The organism is Naasia lichenicola (genome assembly GCF_004801885.1).
GTDB lineage: Bacteria > Actinomycetota > Actinomycetes > Actinomycetales > Microbacteriaceae > Naasia > Naasia lichenicola.
The window spans coordinates 154,516-175,528 of sequence record NZ_SSSM01000001.1; the positions used below are offsets into that span (position 1 = coordinate 154,516).

18 protein-coding genes are annotated in these 21,013 nt (G+C 69.5%); 8 read left to right on the plus strand and 10 right to left on the minus strand.

Annotated features, from left to right (window positions below; genetic code table 11):
- Positions 1 to 21 precede the first annotated feature (21 nt).
- Both E6C64_RS00745 and E6C64_RS00750 read left to right on the plus strand, forming a co-directional pair.
- Positions 22 to 345, plus strand: a complete 324-nt coding sequence (locus tag E6C64_RS00745) for an ArsR/SmtB family transcription factor (protein WP_199240921.1) — start codon at positions 22 to 24, stop codon at positions 343 to 345.
- Positions 342 to 812, plus strand: coding sequence for an SRPBCC domain-containing protein (locus tag E6C64_RS00750; RefSeq protein WP_136425715.1), 471 nt, complete (start codon positions 342 to 344; stop codon positions 810 to 812). Before E6C64_RS00745 ends, E6C64_RS00750 begins: the two co-directional genes overlap by 4 nt.
- A gap of 21 nt (positions 813 to 833) precedes the next feature.
- Here the strand turns inward: E6C64_RS00750 and map are convergent, their stop codons facing one another.
- Positions 834 to 1,700 (minus strand): type I methionyl aminopeptidase, encoded by an 867-nt coding sequence (gene map / locus E6C64_RS00755; protein ID WP_136425716.1) that lies wholly within the window; start codon positions 1,698 to 1,700, stop codon positions 834 to 836.
- A gap of 44 nt (positions 1,701 to 1,744) precedes the next feature.
- Here map and E6C64_RS00760 point away from each other — a divergent pair, with 44 nt between their 5' ends.
- Together E6C64_RS00760 and E6C64_RS00765 are read left to right on the plus strand one after the other, a co-directional pair.
- Entirely contained in the window at positions 1,745 to 1,930 is a 186-nt protein-coding gene (locus E6C64_RS00760; RefSeq protein WP_136425717.1) for an SPOR domain-containing protein, read from the plus strand.
- A gap of 93 nt (positions 1,931 to 2,023) precedes the next feature.
- Positions 2,024 to 2,479, plus strand: a complete 456-nt coding sequence (locus E6C64_RS00765) for a pyridoxamine 5'-phosphate oxidase family protein (RefSeq protein ID WP_136425718.1) — start codon at positions 2,024 to 2,026, stop codon at positions 2,477 to 2,479.
- Positions 2,480 to 2,574: 95 nt separating this feature from the next.
- On the opposite strand, the gene panB is transcribed toward E6C64_RS00765, so the two are convergent.
- Positions 2,575 to 3,453 carry a 3-methyl-2-oxobutanoate hydroxymethyltransferase gene (gene panB, locus E6C64_RS00770; RefSeq protein WP_136425719.1) on the minus strand — a complete coding sequence of 293 codons (879 nt, stop codon included), beginning with the start codon at positions 3,451 to 3,453 and terminating at the stop codon, positions 2,575 to 2,577.
- A gap of 169 nt (positions 3,454 to 3,622) precedes the next feature.
- Entirely contained in the window at positions 3,623 to 5,353 is a 1,731-nt protein-coding gene (locus E6C64_RS00775) for an NAD+ synthase (protein ID WP_136425720.1), read from the minus strand.
- 140 nt (positions 5,354 to 5,493) lie between these two features.
- On the opposite strand from E6C64_RS00775, the gene E6C64_RS00780 reads away from it, so the two are divergent.
- On the plus strand, positions 5,494 to 6,852 hold the full coding sequence (locus E6C64_RS00780) for a glutamine synthetase family protein (protein WP_136425721.1): 1,359 nt from the start codon (positions 5,494 to 5,496) through the stop codon (positions 6,850 to 6,852).
- 130 nt (positions 6,853 to 6,982) lie between these two features.
- Positions 6,983 to 9,997, plus strand: coding sequence for a bifunctional [glutamine synthetase] adenylyltransferase/[glutamine synthetase]-adenylyl-L-tyrosine phosphorylase (locus E6C64_RS00785; protein WP_136425722.1), 3,015 nt, complete (start codon positions 6,983 to 6,985; stop codon positions 9,995 to 9,997).
- Between the two features lie 107 nt (positions 9,998 to 10,104).
- Here E6C64_RS00785 and E6C64_RS00790 read toward each other — a convergent pair whose 3' ends face one another.
- Positions 10,105 to 10,968 (minus strand): carbon-nitrogen hydrolase family protein, encoded by an 864-nt coding sequence (locus E6C64_RS00790; protein WP_136425723.1) that lies wholly within the window; start codon positions 10,966 to 10,968, stop codon positions 10,105 to 10,107.
- A gap of 182 nt (positions 10,969 to 11,150) precedes the next feature.
- A complete protein-coding gene (gene glnA, locus E6C64_RS00795) occupies positions 11,151 to 12,587 on the minus strand; it encodes a type I glutamate--ammonia ligase (RefSeq protein WP_136425724.1) in 1,437 nt (478 codons plus the stop codon).
- Between the two features lie 146 nt (positions 12,588 to 12,733).
- On the opposite strand from glnA, the gene E6C64_RS00800 reads away from it, so the two are divergent.
- Positions 12,734 to 13,177 carry an RDD family protein gene (locus tag E6C64_RS00800; protein ID WP_438941826.1) on the plus strand — a complete coding sequence of 148 codons (444 nt, stop codon included), beginning with the start codon at positions 12,734 to 12,736 and terminating at the stop codon, positions 13,175 to 13,177.
- A gap of 68 nt (positions 13,178 to 13,245) precedes the next feature.
- Here the strand turns inward: E6C64_RS00800 and E6C64_RS00805 are convergent, their stop codons facing one another.
- Both E6C64_RS00805 and E6C64_RS00810 read right to left on the minus strand, forming a co-directional pair.
- A complete protein-coding gene (locus E6C64_RS00805; protein ID WP_136425725.1) occupies positions 13,246 to 13,674 on the minus strand; it encodes a J domain-containing protein in 429 nt (142 codons plus the stop codon).
- Between the two features lie 8 nt (positions 13,675 to 13,682).
- Positions 13,683 to 14,396 (minus strand): DUF4191 domain-containing protein, encoded by a 714-nt coding sequence (locus E6C64_RS00810; protein WP_136425726.1) that lies wholly within the window; start codon positions 14,394 to 14,396, stop codon positions 13,683 to 13,685.
- A gap of 123 nt (positions 14,397 to 14,519) precedes the next feature.
- Here E6C64_RS00810 and E6C64_RS00815 point away from each other — a divergent pair, with 123 nt between their 5' ends.
- On the plus strand, positions 14,520 to 16,010 hold the full coding sequence (locus E6C64_RS00815; protein ID WP_136425727.1) for a protein kinase: 1,491 nt from the start codon (positions 14,520 to 14,522) through the stop codon (positions 16,008 to 16,010).
- Between the two features lie 121 nt (positions 16,011 to 16,131).
- Here the strand turns inward: E6C64_RS00815 and sucB are convergent, their stop codons facing one another.
- The 3 genes from sucB to E6C64_RS00830 all read right to left on the minus strand — a co-directional run bounded on the left by sucB (position 16,132) and on the right by E6C64_RS00830 (position 20,939).
- The gene (gene sucB, locus E6C64_RS00820) at positions 16,132 to 17,700 is read right to left on the minus strand and encodes a 2-oxoglutarate dehydrogenase, E2 component, dihydrolipoamide succinyltransferase (RefSeq protein ID WP_136425728.1); all 1,569 of its coding nucleotides are present in this window, start codon (positions 17,698 to 17,700) and stop codon (positions 16,132 to 16,134) included.
- An 87-nt stretch (positions 17,701 to 17,787) separates the two neighbouring features.
- Positions 17,788 to 19,161 (minus strand): dihydrolipoyl dehydrogenase, encoded by a 1,374-nt coding sequence (gene lpdA, locus E6C64_RS00825; RefSeq protein ID WP_136425729.1) that lies wholly within the window; start codon positions 19,159 to 19,161, stop codon positions 17,788 to 17,790.
- Positions 19,162 to 19,406: 245 nt separating this feature from the next.
- Entirely contained in the window at positions 19,407 to 20,939 is a 1,533-nt protein-coding gene (locus tag E6C64_RS00830; RefSeq protein WP_136425730.1) for a leucyl aminopeptidase, read from the minus strand.
- Positions 20,940 to 21,013 lie beyond the last annotated feature (74 nt).

The following is a 21,013-nucleotide window of genomic DNA, read 5'->3' on the forward strand; positions in this document are numbered from 1 at the left end:
CTGGTCACCTATGGTCGATGCATGCCCGAGGACGACGATCTCGTGTTCAAGGCGCTGGCCGATCCGACTCGACGGAGCATCCTCGACCGGCTCTTCCTCACGGACGGACTCTCGGTCTCGGAACTGGAACGAGAGCTGCCGATGAGCCGGTTCGGGGTCGCCAAGCACCTCCGCGTGCTCGAGGAGGCGAACCTGATCACCGTGCGGACCGTGGGGAGGGAGCGGCGCAGCCATCTCAACCGCATCCCGATCCGGCAGATCCACGACCGCTGGATCGACAAGTACACCGAGCCCGCGACCGCGGCGCTCGTCCGTCTCAAGCGACAGCTGGAGGAAGACTCATGAGCGCTGCATCCCCGTCGGCGGCCGATTCGACCCAGATCCACCGGATCTTCATCACGGCGTCACCCGAGGCGATCTGGGAGGCGATCACGTCGCCGCGCCTCAGCGCCCAGTACTTCTATGGGGCTCTCGTCGAGACGACGGGCGAGGTCGGGACCCCGTTCCGCTATCGATCGCCGGACGGGGCCGACCTGTGGGGCGACGAGGTGGTCCTTGAATCGCATCGCCCGACTCGCCTCGTCGTGGGATGGAGGTCCCTCTACGACCCGTCGCTGGCCGATGAGCCCACCAGCCGCGTCACCTGGGAGATCGAGGAGCTGCCCGAGGGCTTCTGCCAGCTGACCCTCACCCATGACCGGTTGGAGAACTCGCCGCGCACCGCCGCCGACGTCGGCGGAGCGGGATGGATGCGGGTGCTGAGCGGCTTGAAGAGCGTGCTCGAGACCGGCTCGGGCCTGCAGAAGCCCTGACCCGGGCGGCGGCCCCGTCCTTCACACCAGGGTGAGGATCTCCGCGCCCGTCTCGGTGACGACGAGGGTGTGCTCGAACTGCGCGGTCAGCCCGCGATCCCGGGTGACGACGGTCCAGTCGTCGGCCCAGAGATCCCAGCGGGTCTCGCCGAAGGTCAGCATCGGCTCGATCGTGAACACCATGCCGGGCTCCATGATGAGCGCGTGCGCCGGAGCCGCGTCGTAGTGCGGGATGACCAGCCTCGAGTGGAACGTCGTGTGCACGCCGTGCCCGGTGTAGTCACGGACGACGCCGTAGCCGAACCGTCGCGCGTAGCTCTCGATGGCGCGGCCGATGACGTTGACCTGCCGCCCTGGAGCCACGGCCCTGATGCCGCGAGCGAGCGCCTCGCGCGTGCGTTCGATGAGCTGACGGGCGTCGTCGCCGATCGCGCCCACCGCGAACGTCCTGTTGAGATCGCCGTGCACCCCACCGGTGAACGCGGTGATGTCGATATTGATGATGTCACCGTCTTCGAGCACGGTGTCGTCGGGGATGCCATGGCAGACGACCTCGTTGATCGAGGTGCAGACCGACTTCGGGAACCCCCGATAGCCGAGCGTCGACGGGTACGCGCCGTGCTCGATCAGGAACTGATGGCCGATCGCGTCGAGCTCGTCCGTCGTCACGCCCGGACGGATGGCGGCGCCCACCACCTCTACCGCCTGTGCGGCGATCCGGCCGGCGATCCGGATGCGATCCACGGTGTCCGGGTTCATCACGTGGGGGCCGGTGTAGGGAGCCGGAGCCGGCCGTCCGACGTATTCCGGACGGGCGATGTCGGCGGGCACCTCTCGGAGGGGGCTGAGCGTTCCCGGCGTTAGACGTCCGTCGGAGGAGCGCGGCATAGGATCAGCCTAGAGGCGCCGGGACCGGGGCCGGAGAGGGCGCCATGGCTGACATCGAGTACTGGTACAACACCCGCACCGGCGAGGTGGAGACGGGCAAGCAGTCCAATTCGCTCGACCTCGCAGGCCCGTTCGCCACCCCGGAGGAGGCCGCCAAGGCACCGGAGAAGATCAAGGCGAACAGCGAGAAGTGGGCGGCCGAAGAGGCTTCCGACTCCTGGAGGAGCTGACCGCTTCGGGAGGTTCCACCCCGATGAGGCGGTGAGCGGCGCTCTGTCGGCGGTGCGCGGCGCTCTGTCGGCGGTGCGCGGCAGACTTCCCTCATGGCAACGTGGCGAGAGATCGCGGTCGACGCACCCGGGTTCGCCGGGCGGGTGCACGAGCGGTTCTCGGCGGGCACCAACAAGACCATCGCGACGCTTCGGCGCGACGGGTCGCCGCGGATCAGCGGAACCGAGCTCGAGTTCGATGGCGAGCGGGTGACGCTCGGCATGATGCCCGGCTCACGAAAGCTCGCCGATGTCGAGCGCGATCCGCGAGTGGCCATCCACAGCCCGACCCTCGAACCGCCGAAGGAGGTGGGGGAGTGGCGGGGTGACGCGAAGCTCAGCGGCCGACTGCTCAGCATCGCGCCGCCGAATGCGGAACAGCCCGAGGGCGCCTACTTCGCTCTCGACATCCGCGAGGCGGTGCTCACCTTCGTCGATGCCGCCGAATCGCTGCTGATCGTCCAGTCGTGGGTCGACGGCAGAGGGTTCTCCGAGCTCCGGCGGAAGTGAGCTGCCCGGTCCGGCCGAGATGTCTCCAATCGCCGCTATCCGGCGCTCAGAGCGGCGGTTCCCGTCATCCCGATGAGGGCTGCGCGGTGCAGCGCTCAGTCGTACTCGTGCTCCGCGGCGGGATAGGCGCCGGATGCCACGTCGTCGCGGAAGGCGGTGACCGCATCGGTCAGCACGCCCCGGAGGTCGGCGTACCGCTTGACGAACTTCGGGTAGCGACCGCCGCTGAAGCCCGCGAAGTCGGTCCAGACCATGAGCTGCCCGCTCGTGTGCGGGCCCGCCCCCACGCTGATCGTGGGGATGGTCAGCGCTTCGGTCACCCGCTTGGCCGCACTGCTCGGGATCATCTCCAGCACCACCGAGAAGGCACCGGCCTCCTCGACGGCGAGGGCATCGGCCAAAAGGGCCTCCTCCTGGTCGCCACGACCCTGGATGACGTGCCCGCCGATCTGGTGCTCGCTCTGCGGAGTGAAGCCGATGTGCGCCATCACGGGGATCCCGGCGCCGACGATCCGACGGATCTGCTCGGCGCTGCGCACACCGCCCTCGAGCTTGACGGCGTGCGCACCCGTCTCCTTCATGAAGCGGAATGCGGTGGTCAGCGCCTGCTCGGGGCTCAGCTCGTAGGAGCCGAAGGGCATGTCGGCAATGACGAAGGCCCGCTTGGTGGCCGACGCGACGGCACGGGTGAGGGGGATGAGCTCGTCGACGGTGACCGGAACCGTGGAGTGGTAGCCGTAGACGACATTGCCGGCGGAGTCGCCGACCAGCAGGAAGTCGACCCCCGCCTCATCGAAGATGCGGGCGCTCAGCTGGTCGTAGCTGGTGAGTCCGACGATGGGGACCCCCGTGTCGCGAGCTCGCTGGAAGTGACGCTTGCGCACCCGCTTCAGCGGCTCGTCGGAGGACGCTGCAGAGCCTCCGTAGGGAGCGGTCTCGGCCGTTTCGCCGGTGGACGGCGACTGCTCTGTCATGTCCGCAAGTCTATGGGCGGGGGTGGGATGCCCGGGGCTGGACGGACTCGGCCGGTCTCGAGACGCGCCGCAGACGGCGCTCCTCGACCAACGTCTGTGGTCGGGTCGTGCTCATGTGGTTGGTCGAGGAGGCGCGCCAGCGCCGTCTCGAGACCGGTTGCCGAAGCGGTCAGCCATGCGGGCGGTAGGTGATCGGCAGGCGGCGGTCGCGGCCGAAGGCCATCTGCGAGATCTTCGTGCCGATGGCGCTCTGCCGGCGCTTCCACTCCGCGCGGTCGACGAGGCGCAGGATGTCGTCCACCAGCTCGGGCGGATAGCCGAGGTCGGCGATGTCCTGCGGGCCGAATCGGCGGCCGATGAAGGCGTCGAGGATCGCGTCGAGGTCCTCGTAGGGCGGCAGCGAGTCCTGATCCTCCTGGCCCGGCCGCAGCTCGGCCGACGGCGGCTTGCTGATCGAGTTCTCGGGGATGGGCGGCACCTCGCCGCGGGCCGCGGCCGCCTCATTGCGCCAGCGCGCGAGCTCCCAGACGAGCATCTTCGGCACGTCCTTGAGCGGTCCGAAGCCGCCCACGGAGTCGCCATAGATCGTCGAGTAGCCCACCGCGAGCTCGCTCTTGTTGCCCGTCGTCAGCACCAGGTGACCCTCGGCGTTGGACAGGCCCATCAGGATGACTCCGCGCACGCGCGCCTGCAGGTTCTCGGCGGCGAGGCCGTCGAGGTGCAGCTGCGTCTCGAACGGCGTCACCAGGTCGATGATCGCCTCGGTGCGGTAGTGCACTCCGATCCGCTCCGCCAGGTCGTCGGCGTCTCCACGGGAGTGGTCGCTCGAGTGCCGGGACGGCATGGAGACGCCGTAGACCCGATCGGCGCCGATCGCGTCGGCGGCGATGGAGGCGACGACGGACGAGTCGATCCCACCCGAGAGACCCAGGATGACGGACGGGAAGCCGTTCTTCTCGACGTAGTCGCGCAGGCCGAGGACCAGGGCGTTCCAGATCTGCTCGCGGTCGTCGGGCAGCTCGGCGATGTCCGAGGCGAGCGGAGGCTTGGCGCCCCCGCGCTTCGGAAGCTCGATCCGGTTGATCCCCTCGGTGATCGACGGGGGAGTGGCCGCCTCCGCCTGCACGTCGACGATCAGCAGGTGCTCCTCGAACTGCGGGGCGCGGGCCAGGATCCTGCCGTGCTGGTCGACCACGACGCTGTCCCCGTCGAAGACGAGGTCGTCCTGGCCGCCGACGAGGTTGACGTAGGCCACGACGGTGTCGGTCTCGAGCGATCGCTTCTGCACGAGCGGCAGTCGGATGTCGTCCTTGTCCCGCTCGTACGGCGACGCGTTGATCACGAACAGCACGCCGGCATCGGCGCTCGAGACCCGGCTGACCGGCCCGCCGTCGCGCCAGATGTCCTCGCAGACCGCGAGCGCGACATCGACGTCGCCGATGCGGAGCACGATCAGCTCGTCGCCCGGGATGAAGTTACGGTACTCGTCGAAGACCGAGTAGTTGGGCAGGTGGAACTTGGCCTGACGCCCGATCAGCTCGCCGCCGTAGAGCACGCCAGCGCAGTTCTGAGCGATCGCGGTGGGCGCGTTGCTCGTGCCTTCGAGGCGCGGATCGAACGGGCCGTCCGGGTACCCGACGATGACGGGCACGTCGCCCAGGCCCTCCTCCTTCAGCCGGGTCGCCAGCGCGAGCACGGAGTCGTGCGCCGACCGCAGGAACGAGGGGCGGGTGGCGAGGTCTTCGATCGGATATCCGGAGATCGCCATCTCGCCGAAGCCGACGAGATCGGCCCCGGCCGCGACGGCGCGCCGGGTGAACTCGACGATCTGATCGGAGTTGGCCTTGAGGGCGCCGACCACAGGGTTCGTCTGGGCGAGCGCCAAGCGAACGGCTGGCACAGCCACTAGCCTAATAGGGCACCAAACGGGGGTTTCGCCCCCGTGCTGCGCAGGCGCTGCGACGCCTCGACAGCAGACACGCGAAGGCCGCAAGGCTCGAGGATCAGGCGGGCCGACTGGCCTGCGAGGAAGGCCGGCCAGTGGTCGACAAGCAGCGCGACTTCGTACTCCGCACCATCGAGGAGCGCGGCATCAAGTTCGTGCGACTCTGGTTCACCGACGTCGTCGGCACGCTCAAGTCCGTCGCCATCGCGCCGGCCGAGGTGGAGGGCGCGTTCGCCGAGGGCCTCGGATTCGACGGTTCGGCGATCGAGGGCCTGACCCGCGCGTTCGAAGCGGATGTGCTGGCGCACCCCGATCCCACGACGTTCCAGATCCTGCCCTGGCGGGGCGAGATCGACCCGACCGCGCGGATGTTCTGCGACATCACCACGCCCGACGGCCAGCCCCACGCCGCCGACCCCCGCAACGTCCTCAAGCGCACCCTCGCGAAGGCCGCCGAGCGCGGCTTCACCTTCTACACGCACCCCGAGATCGAGTTCTACCTGCTGAAGTCGAGCCAGTTCGGCGCCGACGGCCCCGAGCCGGTCGACTCCGCCGGCTACTTCGACAACGTGCCCGGCGGCACCGCGCACGACTTCCGCCGCCGCTCCGTCCGGATGCTCGAGGACCTCGGCATCTCGGTGGAGTTCAGCCACCACGAAGCCGGCCCGGGCCAGAACGAGATCGACCTCCGGTACGCCGATGCGCTGACCACCGCGGACAACATCATGACCTTCCGCACGGTCATCAAGGAGGTGGCCATCGAGCAGGGCGTCTATGCGACGTTCATGCCGAAGCCGCTGCAGAACGAGCCGGGCTCGGGCATGCACATGCACCTCTCGCTGTTCGAGGGCGACACCAACGCGTTCTACGACGCGAGCGCCCAGTACCAGCTGTCCACGATCGGCCGTCAGTTCATCGCCGGCCTGCTGCACCACGCTCCCGAGATCACCGCGGTGACGAACCAGTTCGTCAACTCCTACAAGCGGCTCTGGGGCGGTTCGGGCCAGTCCAAGCTGGGAGAGGCGCCGAGCTTCGTCACCTGGGGCCACAACAACCGCTCCGCGCTGGTGCGCGTGCCGCTGTACAAGCCCAACAAGGGCCAGTCGTCCCGTGTCGAGTACCGCGCCATCGACTCGGCCGCGAACCCGTACCTCGCCCTGTCGCTCATGCTCGCCGCCGGCCTCAAGGGCATCGAGGAGGGCTACGAGCTCCCCGCCGAGGCCGAGGACAACGTGTGGGAGATGAGCGACGCCGAGCGTCGCGCGCTGGGCTACAAGCCGCTGCCTGCGAGCCTCGACCACGCCATCCAGCACATGGAGGACTCCGAGCTCGTCGCCGAGACCCTCGGCGAGCAGGTCTTCAACTACGTGCTGCTCAACAAGCGCCGCGAGTGGCGCGAGTACCGCGCGCAGGTCACTCCCTACGAGCTGCGCTCCAACCTCGAGGTGCTCTGAGCGGTCGCGCCATGCGATCGAGCCAGCGGCGACTCGAGCGGATCCGGCTGAACGGCGGCGCAATGATGCGACGACACGGTGCGACGACACGGTGCGACGTGATGGTGCGGCGGCACAGTGCGGGTAGGTCATGCGCCGTGAGCTGATGTCCCTCACCGAGATGGCGAAGCTCGGCTTCGCCGACCTCGGCACTGTCGCCGACCGCCTCGTCGAGCTCGAGGAACTGGGACGGACTCCATCGGAGGAGCTGCTCTCCGTCTTCGGGGATTCAGCCGATCCGGATCAGGCCCTCGACTGGCTGATCTCGCTCGGCCGGCGACATCCCGATGCGCTCCGCTCGACCCTGGCGTCCGCGGGAGTGACCCGTCGGCTCGTCCGAGCCCTGGGAGCGTCGTCGGCGCTCGGCGAGTTCGTGCTCCGCCACCCGGAGCAGATCGCGGCGCTCGGCGAGCCCATCGTCACCCCGCCGACTCCCGAGGAGCTGACCGACGATCTGCTCGCCTCCGTCGGCGCCCAGCCGACCGGCGTCGCCACCGTCGGCGGCGACAAGGGCCGGGTCGCGCTCCGGGTCGCCTACCGCCGGCAGCTGCTGCGCCTCGCCGCCTGGGATCTGGGACAGCCGCGCCCGGTCGACGCCATCCACGTCGTCACCGCCGCACTCGCCGATCTCGCCTCGGCAGCGCTGGACGCCTCCCTGGCGGTCGCCCGCCTCGACGCGACCCGCCGCGGCACCGGTCCCGGCGTCTTCAGCGCCGAGGTGCTCGCCCAGACACGGCTCGCCATCATCGGCATGGGCAAGGCGGGTGCCCGCGAGCTCAACTACGTGAGCGACGTGGATGTCATCTTCGTCGCCGAGTGCGCGACCGACACCGACATCGCCGTGGATCGGATGATCCCCGCGGCCACCCGGCTCGCCATGCTGACCATGCAGGGCGTGCACGAGACCGCCGTCGAGCCGCCGCTCTGGGAGGTGGACGCCAACCTCCGCCCCGAGGGCAAGGATGGCGCGCTTGTCCGGACCCTCGAATCGCACATCGCCTACTACGACCGCTGGGCCAAGGACTGGGAGTTCCAGGCGCTGCTGAAGGCGCGGCCCCTTGCCGGCGATCGCGAGCTGGGGGAGCGCTACGTCGAGGCGCTGGCGCCCAAGGTGTGGAGCAGCGCCAGCCGACCGAACTTCGTCGAGCAGGTGCAGCGCATGCGCGAGCGGGTCACCGACTTCATCCCGGCCGACGAGCGGGAGGTCCAGCTCAAGCTCGGTCCCGGAGGGCTGCGGGACATCGAGTTCACCGTGCAGCTGCTCCAGCTCGTTCACGGCCAGACCGACCCGTCGGTGCGCGAGCGCGGCACGCTGCGTGCTCTGGACGCCCTCGCCGCCGCCGGGTACATCGGACGGACGGAATCCGCGGAGTTCGCCGAGGACTATCGCGTGCTGCGTCTGCTGGAGCATCGGCTTCAGCTCGAGCAGCTGAGCCGAACGCATCTCATGCCGCGAGACGAGGAGCGGCTGCGGGTGCTCGCCCGGGCCACCCGGCTCGGCTCGTCGGCGAAGGAGCTCACCGCGCGCTGGCAGCGCACCAAGCGCCAGGTCCGCAGCCTGCACGAGCGCCTGTTCTACCGGCCGCTGCTCTCCGCTGTGGCGCGGCTGCCCGAGCAGTCGCTGCAGCTGACCAGCGCGCAGGCCGAAGCGCGACTCAAGGCGATCGGCTTCATCGATCCGCACGGCGCCCTCGCGCACATCGCCGCGCTCACCCAGGGCGTCTCCCGCCGCGCCACGATGCAGCGGACCCTGCTCCCGGTCCTGCTCGAATGGTTCGCCGCGGGCGCGAACCCCGATGCCGGTCTGCTCGCCTTCCGCCGGATCAGCGAGTCCCTGGGCGAGACCGCCTGGTATCTGCGCATGCTGCGCGACTCTCAAGCAGCCGCGTTCCGGCTGACCCAGGTCCTGGCGGGATCGCGCTTCGTGGTCGAGCTGATGGAGCTCTACCCGGAGGCCACCCGCTGGCTCGAGGACGACGAGCAGCTCCGGCCGCGCAGCTGGGACGCCCTCCGCGAGGAGACGCTCGCCACCGTGGCGCGGCATGCCGACCGCGACTCCGCAGCAGCCGCGCTCCGGACCGCTCGACGCCGAGAGTACCTGCGGCTCGCGCTGGCAGGCATCCTCGGCATCATCCGGATCGAGGAGCTCGGGCAGGCGCTGTCCAGCGTGACGAGCGCGATCCTGACGGGGGTCCTGCGCAGCATCCGGCGCGACGAGGGACCGTGGCCGGAGTTCGCGATCATCGCCATGGGCCGATACGGGGGAGCGGAGCTCGGCTTCGGCTCCGACGCGGACATCATCTACGTGTATCGGCCGATCGCCGGCATGGCGCCCGAGCTCGCGCAGTCCCGCGCCGAGTTCATCGTCAGCGAGTTCACCCGGCTGACCGAGGATCACCGCCTGCCGCTCGACCTCGACATCGGGCTGCGGCCCGAGGGCAAGAACGGCGCCGTCGTGCGCTCGCTGCGCTCCTACGAGGCGTACTACCAGCGCTGGTCGCTCACCTGGGAGGCCCAGGCGCTGCTGCGGGCGCGCGGTGTGGCCGGCGACCACGGCCTCGTGCAGGACTTCACGGCGCTCGCCGATCGAGTCCGGTATCCCCGGAAGATCAGCGAGAACGACGTGCGGGAGGTCAAGCGGATCAAGGCGCGGGTGGAGAACGAGCGCCTGCCGCATGGCGCCGATCCCGCGCGGCACCTCAAGCTCGGTCGCGGAACCTTGAGCGACGTCGAGTGGCTCGTCCAGCTGCTCCAGCTGCAGCACGGCTCGCGGGTGAAGGGCCTGAGGACGCCGTCGACGCTCGCTGCGCTGGCTGCCGCGGAGTCGTCGAGGCTACTGAAGAAGGACGATGCGGCCGCGCTGAGGGAGGCGTGGATCCTCGCGTCACGGCTGCGTTCGGCGATGACGCTGTCGACCAACAAGACGTCGGACATCCTGCCGTCGGAGGTCACCCAGCTCGACGGCGTCGCGCGGCTGCTCGAATACCCGCCCGGCTCGGCGGCGCTGCTCGAAGAGCACTACCTGCGGGTGACCCGGCGTTCGCGGACCGTCTTCGAGCGGCTGTTCTACGGCGAGGTCGAGCGCCTCCGCGAGCCCACCTTCTGAGTCGCGCGCCCTTTGCGCGGTCTGCAGAACCGAACGCGGTCGGTACACCGACCGCGTTCGGCTATAGCGACCGCGCGAGCACCGCGCACCGCGCACCGACGGTTTGGCTAGAGGCGGGACTTCCACACGTCGGCGTCGAGGCGGCCGGAGTAGAGCGGCAGCGGCACGTTCACATCGCCCGGCACGAACTGCTGCCACGGCCGGCTGACGCCCGCGGTGCCGAAGTCGCGGGCGTGCTGCACGTCGTCGAGGTCGATCACCGTGCTGAGCACCTGGGCGGACGAGTCCACAGCCTGGGAGCGGATGCCGCCCTGCGGATCGATGAGCAGGCTCTGGCCGCGTCCATCCGGCGCCGCGGCGTTGACGCTCGCGAAGAACACCTGATTGACGATGGCATTCGCCTGCGCGATGACGAGCTCCTGAGCGCGATCCGCCGTCGGCGTCTTGACAACGTTGAGGATGAGCTCCGCGCCCATCCACGCCAGGTGGCGCGTGCTCTCGGGGAACCACGAGTCGTAGCAGATCGACAGTCCTACCCGACCGAAGTCCTCCATGTCGAAGACGACGAACTCGGTGCCCGGGGTGACCGTCTCGTACGGCCGCCACGGGAACATCTTGCGGTAGCTGGCCACCCGCTCTCCGCGAGGAGAGTAGACGGCGGATGTGTTGTGGAACTCGCCGTTCGCGCCGCGCTCGAGGAAGCTGCCGGGCGCCAACCAGATGCCGAGATCGCTGGCGAGCTGCGACAGTGCTGCATCCCGCGGACCGTCGAGAGGCTCGGCCAGCGCGAACTCGTCGCCGCTGCCGTCGGCGAACTCCTCACCGGGCGTCAGGTGCAGCTCGGGGTAGACGAAGAGCCGCGTGCTCGGGTGGATGCGGGTCAGTCTTTCGACGTCGGTGGCGAAGAGAGCCAGGTCGCCTCCCGCCACAGAGGCTTCCTGGACGAGGGCGATCGGCAGCGGACGGCTCATGGTTCGAGGCTATCCGCACGCCCCCCTCTCAAGATCCGCCGTTCAAACGCCGAACGCGGTCGTTGCGACCGAGCGCGGTGAATAGACCGACCGCGTTCGGTTGCGACGACCGCGCGAGTGGCCTGCGAGCGCCGAACGGGCGGCCACCGAGGTGACCGCCCGTCGAATAGTGACGCTGAGGATCAGACCCCGTAGTAGAGCTCGTACTCGAAGGGGTGCGGACGCTGCGCGAGGGGCTTGATCTCCTTCTCGCGCTTGTAGTCGATCCAGGTGTCGATGAGGTCCTGGGTGAACACGTTGCCCTGCAGCAGGTAGTCGTGGTCGGCCTCCAGCGCGTCGAGGACGGCGCCGAGCGATCCGGGAACCTGCGGGATGGACTTGGCCTCCTCAGGCGGCAGCTCGTAGAGGTCCTTGTCGACGGGCTCGTGCGGCTCGATCCGGTTCTTGATCCCGTCGAGACCGGCCATCAGCTGCGCGGCGAAGGCGAGGTACGGGTTGCCCGAGGCGTCGGGCGCGCGGAACTCGATGCGCTTGGCCTTGGGGTTCGTGCCCGTGATCGGGATGCGGATCGCAGCCGACCGGTTGCCGGCCGAGTAGACCAGGTTGACCGGCGCCTCGAAGCCCGGGACCAGACGGTGGTAGCTGTTCACCGTGGGGTTGGTGAAGGCGAGCAGCGACGGGGCGTGCTTGAGGATGCCGCCGATGTACCAGCGCGCGAGGTCGGACAGTCCGCCGTAGCCGGCCTCGTCGTAGAACAGCGGCTTGCCGTCGGCCCACAGCGACTGGTGAGTGTGCATGCCGGATCCGTTGTCGCCGAACAGCGGCTTCGGCATGAAGGTCGCGGTCTTGCCCCACTGGAAGGCGGTGTTCTTGACGATGTACTTAAACTTCAGGATGTCGTCGGCCGCGTGCACCATGGTGTCGAAGCGGTAGTTGATCTCGCCCTGGCCGGCGGTGCCGACCTCGTGGTGGGCGCGCTCGAGGATCAGGCCGGCGTCGATCAGCTTGAGCGAGATGTCGTCGCGCAGATCGGCGTGCTGGTCGACGGGGCTCACGGGGAAGTAGCCGCCCTTGTACGGCGTCTTGTTGGCGAGGTTGCCGCCCTCCTCCTCGCGCCCGCTGTTCCATGCCGCCTCGGAGGAGTCGACCTGGTAGAAGCTCGAGTACTGGTTCACCTCGTAGCGCACGTCGTCGAAGATGTAGAACTCGGCCTCGGGCGCGAAGAACGCGGTGTCGGCGATGCCGGTCGAGGCGAGGTACTTCTCGGCCTTCTTGGCGACCTGGCGCGGGTCCTTGCCGTACACCTCGCCGTTGCGCGGGTTGAAGATGTCGAAGACGACGATCAGGGTGCGCTCGGCGCGGAACGGGTCGACGTACGCGGTCGAGATGTCGGGGATGAGCTGCATGTCGGACTCGTGGATGTTCGCGAAGCCGCGGATGGACGAGCCGTCGAACAGCTGGCCGACGGAGAAGAACTCCTCATCGACGGTCGAGGCGGGGATGTTGAAGTGCTGCTGCACCCCGGGAAGATCGGTGAATCGGATGTCGAGGAACTTGACCCCGGTGTCCTTGATGAACTTGATTACCTCGGATGAATCACTGAACTTGGGGTGAGACATAGAGCAGTACTCCTCGATGCGGGTGTGCGTTTGATAGAGATCGGCGTTGCATACGCCCTCCGACGATAGGAGCCTGCGGTTTCCCCGTCGTGACGCGAATGTTGCCTGAATATTACAGGGGTGATTCCACCGGCTACCGTTGGAGGGTGGCCACAGGCAGAGCATCGGCGAAGGACGGGGCGTCCAGTCGACCGGCCGCGCCCATCGACCAGGCGTTTCCCGGCGAGCGTCTCGGTCGGCCCCGCCTCGGCCCGCAGTCCGTGGCTCGCCCCGGGCGTCGGATCGCCGGCATCCTCATCGACTTCGGCGTGAGCTTCGCGGTCTACGCCCTGTTCTTCTTCGGGGACCAGTGGGCGAGCCTCATCATCTTCGCGGTGCTGCAGTACGTCTTCATCACGCTGTTCAGCGGAAGCATCGGCCACCTCGCGGCCGGACTGCGCGTCACCCCGCTGCGCGGCGGCTGGTGCGGACTCTGGCGTCCGGCGCTGCGCACGATCCTGCTCTGCCTCTTCGTGCCCGCCGTCATCTGGGACCGCGATCAGCGCGGCCTGCACGACGTGCTCTCGGGCCTGGTCATCGTCCGCGCCTGAAGCGATCGAGATGCCACTTTCCGTCCCTAAAACGGTCGGATAGGGACGAAAACTGGCATCTCGAGCGGTCAGGGGGTCGGGGTGGTCAGGGGGACGATCGTCGAGGTGCGGAAGGCGTCCTGAGCGCTGACGGTGGCGACGAGCAGGACGGCGAGCAGGATCAAAGCGATGATCGAGCCGGCCATGCCGCGGGAGCGGACCCGCCGGAAGGTCGGCTGACCCGGGACAGCGCCACTCGGCCGGGTGTCGCTGCGCAGATCGTCGCCGATCTCGGATGGCCCCATGGACTCGGATGCGGGACGCATGGCGATCAGCACGTCGCGTGCGTCCTTGAGGTCGGCGAACTGCAGCCCCGCCCGACGTCGATCGGCGTCGGATGCGTCGGCGAGCACGTCGGGGTGGGTCACGCGTGCGCGACGGAGGAAGGCGTGCTGGATCTCGGGCGATGTCGCGTCGAGCGGAACTCCGAGAGCTGCGGCGGCCTCGGCGGGCGTCATGGCGCCGCTCAGCGCATGCGCTGCGAGCGCACCTTGAGCGGGTCGATCCCCTTCGGGATCGGGAGCTGGCTGCTCGTCAGCGAGCTGAGCCGGTTGCTCACCGCGACGACCTCCGCGCGGGTCAGCTTGGGCTTGAACTTGCCGAGGCGCCGGTTGATCTGATGCAGCTGCACCGACTCCGCGTCGGGACCGACCTGGAGGGTGGAGACCGGAACGTTCGGCAGGATCCGGCCGATCGTGCTGCGCTCCTTGTCGAGCATGCGCGCGGTGCGGGTCTTGGGGCCCTCCGCGATCAGGACCACTCCCGGGCGCCCGACGGCGCGGTAGATGGCGTCCTGCGTCTTCGGGTTGACGGCGACCGGCATCTCGCTGCCGCGCCATCCGCGGCGCAGCGAGCTGCGCAGCACGGCTCCGACGGCACCGGGCTGCCCGGCGATCTGGGAGTAGGCGGCCTTCTCGGCCCGTCGGCCGAGCACCACGAGGCCGAGCAGGACGCCGAGGAGCACACCGACGACGATCCAGAGCGCGAGCACGAAGCCGTTGCCCTGATTGGTCGTGAGGCCGATGATGAGGCCGGCGATGATCGGCAGCAGCAGCGATCCGAGGAGCCACCAGGTGGACGGCGGATCGAGCCGTCGGGTCATCTTGAGGACGTCCCAGATCTGACGGAGCCGTCCCGGCTCTTTCGCCTTGGGCTTCTCTGCAGTCGTGGGTCGAGCCATGGCACCAAGGATACCGCCGCGCGGGAGGTCGCATCGATCGTCCACAGGCCGTGAATCGGGCAGGTTCTGCACAGATCCGCCGATCGGCGTCCGCAGGGTCGAGTCGGCGGTCACACTGCCGGGATGACGGAGACGATCGGCGGGTACGAGCTGGTCCGGAAGCTGGCGAGCAGCGCGCGCAGCGACGTGCACCTCGCTCGGCTGCCGGAGCGGCTGCGGACCGGTTCCGCGTCGGCGTCGCCCGATGCGCGGGATCAGGACACGTCGGCTGGCGGATCGACGGCACAAGACGGTAGGGGAGCGGTCCCGGGGGCGGTCGACGCCGAGGTCGTGCTCAAGCTGCTGCGCTCCACCGCCGACGGGGCAGGGGGTTCCGACGAACTGCTCGCCCTGAGCGCGACCGCCTCGGAGCATGTGGTGAGACTGCTCGACGTCGTCACGACCGATGACGGACGAAGCTGCCTGATCCTCGAGGCGCTGCAACCCGACGGCGTCGGCGAGCTGCTGCGTCGGCGGGAGCGGCTGGATCCCGGTGAGGCGGTCACCCTCCTCATCTCGGCCGCGCGCGGTCTCGCCGATCTGCACGCTGCGGGATGGGTCCACGGTCGGGTGGGCGCCGGCAATCTGCTGCTTCGATCGGATGGCACGCCGGTGCTGGTGGGCTTCGGAGCCGCCCGTCATCGTGACGCGGACGGCGTCGCCGCAGACCGCGCGGCGTGGGCCCGGATGGTCGGTGCCCTGCTGCCGACTCTTCCCGTTGCCGTGGTGGACGACCTCGCGGCGGGCGAGGGAGGCATCGAGGATGCGGCGGAGCGTCTGTTCGCCGTCGCCGAGCCGATCCCGGTCCGGGTGCTCGGCGATCGAATGGCTTCGCCGCGGCATCGTCTCGAGGTCGGAGAGGTATGGAGCCGGATCCCGGGACGCGGCATTCCCGTGCAGGAGCCGGCCATACAGCAGGACGACGGACCTGTTGCCTCGGGCGGGGGATGGTTCGGGCGAGGGCCGAAGGTCCGAACCGCATCGGCCGCGCCCTCGACGACCGCGAGCCGGCGGAGGTCGTCGGCGCGCGTGCGGGCCCGAACAGAAGCCTCGAAGCAGCCCGCCGCCCAGGTGCTCCTTCCGAGGGCCGCTTCCGCGCTGCGCTCGATACGGCCGAGGTTCTGGCTGCTCGGCGCGGGAGGTGCAGCCGCGTTGCTGGTGGCGGTGCTCGCCGTCCCCGTCGAGTCCCCGGCTTCCGGCGCCGTGGTTCCTCCGACGCCAGCCGCGTCGGACGGAGTCCTGCTGCCCCCAGCGGAGGCGGCGATCGTCGCGGCCATCGTCGGCGACGATCCGGCCGCCGCGGCGTCAGCGCTGGACGCACGCCGTTCCCAGTGCACGGCGGACACTGCGACGGCCTGCATCGCCGAAGTGGATCAAACCGGTTCGGCTCAGGAGGCGGCCGACCGCTCGGCTCTCGACTCCGGCACCAGCCTCGCGGGCTTGGGTCTCGAGGGCGAGGCGCAGGTCCAGCGGCTGGGCGATGCAGCGCTCGTCACCTTCGGCGCTTCGTCGGTCCTTCTCGTGCGCACCGACCTCGGGTGGCGGATACGTGATGCGTTCGCCTCAGCCGAGTGACGGGCGCCCGCCGGGGCAGACGCAGAAACGGCCCCTCACCGGATGATCCGAGGTGAGGGGCCGCTTCCGGCGTCAGTCGTCGATGTCGAGTCGACGTTTCGCAGAGGCTCGATCGGAGGAGTCAGATCCCGAGGTTCGCCGCGAAGTCGCCCGCCTCGAGACGGTTCTTGACCTGCACGAGGAACCGCGCCGCGTCGGCGCCATCCACGATCCGGTGGTCGTAGCTGAGGGCCAGGTAGACCATCGAGCGGACGGCGATCGCGTCGGCGCCGTCGACCTTCACCACGACCGGCTTCTTCACGACGATGCCGGTGCCGAGGATCGCGACCTGCGGCAGGAACACCAGCGGGGTGTCGAACAGTGCGCCGCGCGAACCGGTGTTGGTCAGCGTGAACGTGCCGCCGGCGAGCTCGTCGGGCTTCAGCTTGTTGTCGCGGGTGCGTGCGGCCAGGTCGGCGATCTGTCCGGCGAGACCGGCCAGATCGAGCGAGCCCGCGTCACGCACGACCGGGGTGAGCAGACCGCGCTCGGTGTCGACGGCGATGCTGATGTTCTCGGTGTCGGGGTAGACGATGGTGTCGCCGTCGACGGTCGCGTTGATGATCGGGTACGTCTTGAGCGCCTCTGCGGCGGCCAGGGCGAAGAACGGCAGGAACGACAGCTTCTGGCCGGTCTTCTGCTGGAACTCGCTCTTCTTGGCGTCGCGGAACTGGGCGACCTTGGTGACGTCCACCTCGACCACGCTGGTGAGCTGTGCGCTGCTCTGCATCGAGATGACCGCGCGCTCGGCGATGACCTTGCGCAGGCGCGACATCTTGACCGTGGTGCCGCGGAGCTCGGAGATCTCGACCGCGGCGGCGGTCGACGGCGCCTCGGGCGTGGCCGCTGCGGGGGCCTTCTCGGCGGCGGCGAGGACGTCCTCCTTGCGGACGCGTCCGCCGACACCGGTGCCGGTCAGCGAGTTGAGATCGACGCCCTTGTCGTTCGCCAGCTTGCGGACGATCGGCGTGACGTAGCCCGACGCCGCAGCGTGCGATCCGCCGGAGGGCGCAGCAGCAGGTGCGGGAGCCGCGGCCGGCGCGGGAGCTGCAGGAGCAGGAGCAGGAGCAGGTGCTGGAGTCGAGGGGGCGGCGGCCGGAGGAGCAGGGGCCGGAGCGGGTGCGGGGGCTGCCGGAGCGGCGGCAGGTGCAGGCGGCGCGGTGGGGGCCGCGGCGGGCGCAGCCTCCGACTCGATCGGGGCGTCGACGGAGGGGACCTCGGTCGGCGCGCCCTGGGCAGCGGTCTCCTGCAGATCGCCGTAGCCGGTCTCGGTCGGGGCGCTCGGGGCGGGTGCCGGGGGAGCGGGCTGCTCGGACACGGGCTCGGGAGCAGTCGCGGCCGACTCCGCCTCCTCCGGGGGAGCGGGAGTTGCCGACGCCTCAGGAGCGTCGGACGACGATCCGCCGGACGACGAGCCGTCGCCGATCCGCACCAGCGCGGTGCCGACGTCGACCGTCTCGTCCTCGGCGACGAGGATCTCCTCGATGACGCCGGAGATCGGCGAGGGGATCTCGGTGTCGACCTTGTCGGTGGAGACTTCGAGCAGGGGCTCGTCGACCTCCACACGGTCGCCGACGTTCTTGAGCCACCGTGTGACCGTTCCCTCGGTGACACTCTCTCCGAGTGCGGGGAGGTTGACGGACTCGCTCATTCGGTTGTCTCCTTCGTGCAGGATGCTGTGATCAGTCTAGGCCGCGAGGGCGTCGTCGCCCGGGCTCGGCTCGGGTCGACGGGTGGTTCAGAGGGCGTGCAGGGGCTTGCCGGCGAGCGCGAGGAACGCCTCGCCGAGGGCTTCGTTCTGCGTGGGGTGCGCGTGGATGAGAGGAGCGATGTCCTCGGGGTACGCCTCCCAGTTCACGACGAGCTGCGCTTCGCCGATGAGCTCGCCGACGCGCGATCCGATGCCGTGGACGCCGACGATGGGGCCGTCCTTGACCCGCACGACCTTGATCGAGCCGCTCGTGTTGATGATCTCGCTCTTCGCGTTGCCGGCGAGGCTGTAGTCGTAGGAGCTCACCTTGTCTGCCCCGAACTTCTCCACGGCCTTCGCCTCGGTCAGGCCGACGGAGGCGATCTCGGGCTCGCAGTAGGTGATCTTCGGGATGTTCACGTCGTCGATCACGACGGGGTTGAGGCCCGCGATCTCCTCGGCGACGAAGATGCCCTGCTGGAAGCTGCGGTGCGCGAGCTGCAGGCCGAAGACGATGTCGCCGATGGCGTACGTGTTCGGCGCGGAGGTGGCGAGGCGCTCGTTGGTCACCACGAACCCGCGGTCGACCGAGATACCGTTCTCCTCGAAGCCGAGGTTGGCGGTTGCCGGGCCGCGACCGACGGCCACGAGCAGAAGCTCCGCCTCGACGGTCTCGCCGTTCTCGAGGGTCACGACGACGCCATGGTCGTCCTGGGTCACGCTCTGGAAGCGGATGCCGAGCTTGTACCCGATGCCGCGCTTGCGGAAGGCGCGCTCGAGGGCCTTGCTGATGACCTCCTCCTCGTTCGGGACGAGGTGGGCCAGGCCTTCGATGATGGTGACGTCTGCGCCGAAGGACTTCCAGACGCTGGCGAACTCCACGCCGATCACGCCGCCGCCGAGCACGGCGACCTTCTTGGGGATGAAGTCGAGCGTGAGCGCCTGCTCCGACGTGATGACCCGTCCGCCGAGCTCGAGGCCCGGGAGGCTGCGGGAGTAGGAGCCGGTGGCGAGCACCAGGTGCTTGCCGGTGATGGTGTCCTCGCCGACCTTCACCGAGGTGGGGCCGGTGACCTTGCCGTCGCCGATGATCGTGGTGACGCCGCGCGCCTTCACGAGCGACTGGAGGCCCTTGTACTTCTTGGCGACGATGCCCTCGCGGTAGGCCGTGACGGCGGTGATGTCCACGCCGTTGAAGGTGGTGTTCACCCCGAAGTGGCTCGACTCGCGGGAGTAGTCCGCGACCTCGGCGGCGTGCAGCAGCGCCTTGGTCGGGATGCAGCCGCGGTGGAGGCAGGTGCCGCCGACCTTGTCCTTCTCGATCATCCCGACGGTGAAGCCGAGCTCGCTGGCTCGGAGTGCGGTGGCGTAGCCTCCGCTTCCGCCGCCCAGGATGACGATGTCGAAAGTCTGCTCGGCCACTCAGATGCTCCTCGCGTTACAGGTTTCGCAGCGTTGCTGCCCGGCGATCAGTCCCCCCGATCGCCCCCAAAACCCTACTACCTGAGCGCCGTGCTCCCGCCCCCGCGGCGCGGGTGGGTGGCGTCGCCCATGATGCCGTCGGCGAACCCTCTGCACCCGCGACGGCCCCCTTTTCTCCCGTCGGCCAGGTTGACAAGGGTGGCCGACGGTAGGAAGGGCGGCCGAGCAGGCGAGCGGGTCGTCGATCAGGAGGCGTACGACTCGGCGAGGGCGATGAGGGTGCGCACCATGACGGCCGTCGGACCCTTGCCGGTGAAGCCGTGGAAGGCTCCCGCGTTGTTGGCCGCCCCCGCGATGTCGAGATGCGCCCACGGGATCTTCTCCCCGGTGGCGTCCTTCGTGGCGTTCGTCGTGGCGTTCGTCGAGTCGGACGGCTCCGAGGCCTCGCGCTTGGCGATGAAGTCGGCGAGGAACACGGCGGCGATCAGCATTCCTCCGGCCGTGTTGCCCGGCTTGATGTTGGCGATGTCCGCGACGTCGGAGGCGAGCAGCGGGCGCAGCTCGGCGGGCAGCGGCATATGCCAGAGCAGCTCGCCGGCGCTCCGTCCGGCGGCCAGCAGCTCAGCGATGAGCCCTTCGTCCCCCATGGCGCCGACATAGCGGGTGCCGAGCGCAACGGACGCCGCGCCCGTGAGCGTCGCGACATCGATGATGGCGTCCGGCTGCTCCTCGCCCGCGGCGACCAGGCCGTCGGCGAGCACGAGGCGACCCTCCGCATCGGTGTTGAGCACCTCGACCGTCTTGCCGCCGCGGATCCGGATCACGTCGTTGGGTCGGGCGGCCGAACCGCTGGGCATGTTCTCGGCGAGGCAGAGCCACGCGGTGACCTTGACCGGGAGATCGAGCGCGGCGGCCGCGAGCGCGGCGCTCAGCACCGTGGCGGCGCCGGTCATGTCGTACTTCATGCCGATCATCGAGGCGGCCGGCTTGAGCGAGAGTCCGCCGCTGTCGAAGGTGATCCCCTTGCCGACGAGAGCGAGGTGCTTCGTCGCACCCTCGGGACTCCAGACCACCTTGACCAGGCGGGGGCCGCGGATCGAGCCCTTGCCGACGCCGAGGATGCCGCCGAAGCCGTCCCGCTCGAGCGCCTCCTCGTCCCAGACGGTCAGCTCGACGTCAAGGCCGTCGGCGAGCTCGGCGGCACGGGAGGCGAAGGTCTCGGGATAGAGGTCGGACGGGGGAGCGTTGACCAGGTCGCGGACCGTGGCCATGGCGGTGGCGGTGACGGCGGCTCGCACGGGCGCCGCGTCCGCGCCGTCGAGCGCGCTGACGGCGGTGATCGAGCTGACGGGCGGCTTCGCTCCGGCGAGGGAGTCGACCCGATACTCGGTATAGGAGTAGGCGCCGATCGCCGCTCCCTCGAGCACTGCGGTGACCTGATCCACGCTGGAGGTCGGAAGGGCGAAGGCGATCGTCGTCGCTCCGCGCAGCTGCCGGGTGACCGATCCGGCGGCGTAGCGCAGGCTGTCGGCGGTCAGCTCGCCGGTGCCGAGCCCGATCAGGGCGACGCTCTTCGCGGCGATGCCCACCGAGGGGATGCGGACGAGGTGGTCGCGACGTCCGCTCGCGCCGAAGAGCTCGATCTCGCCGAGCTCCGGCAGTCCGGGAACGGATTGCACCACGGCGGAATCGCCCTCGGTGCTCACTCCGATGACGAGCACGTCCGTCTCGATCTCGGCGGGGGACAGGGAGGAGACGGAGAGCTCGGGGATGGGCATCGGGCCAGCGTATCCACCGCTCGCTGTCAGCGTATTCAGGACCGCTCGCACGCGGCCCCGCGCTCAGGAGGCGC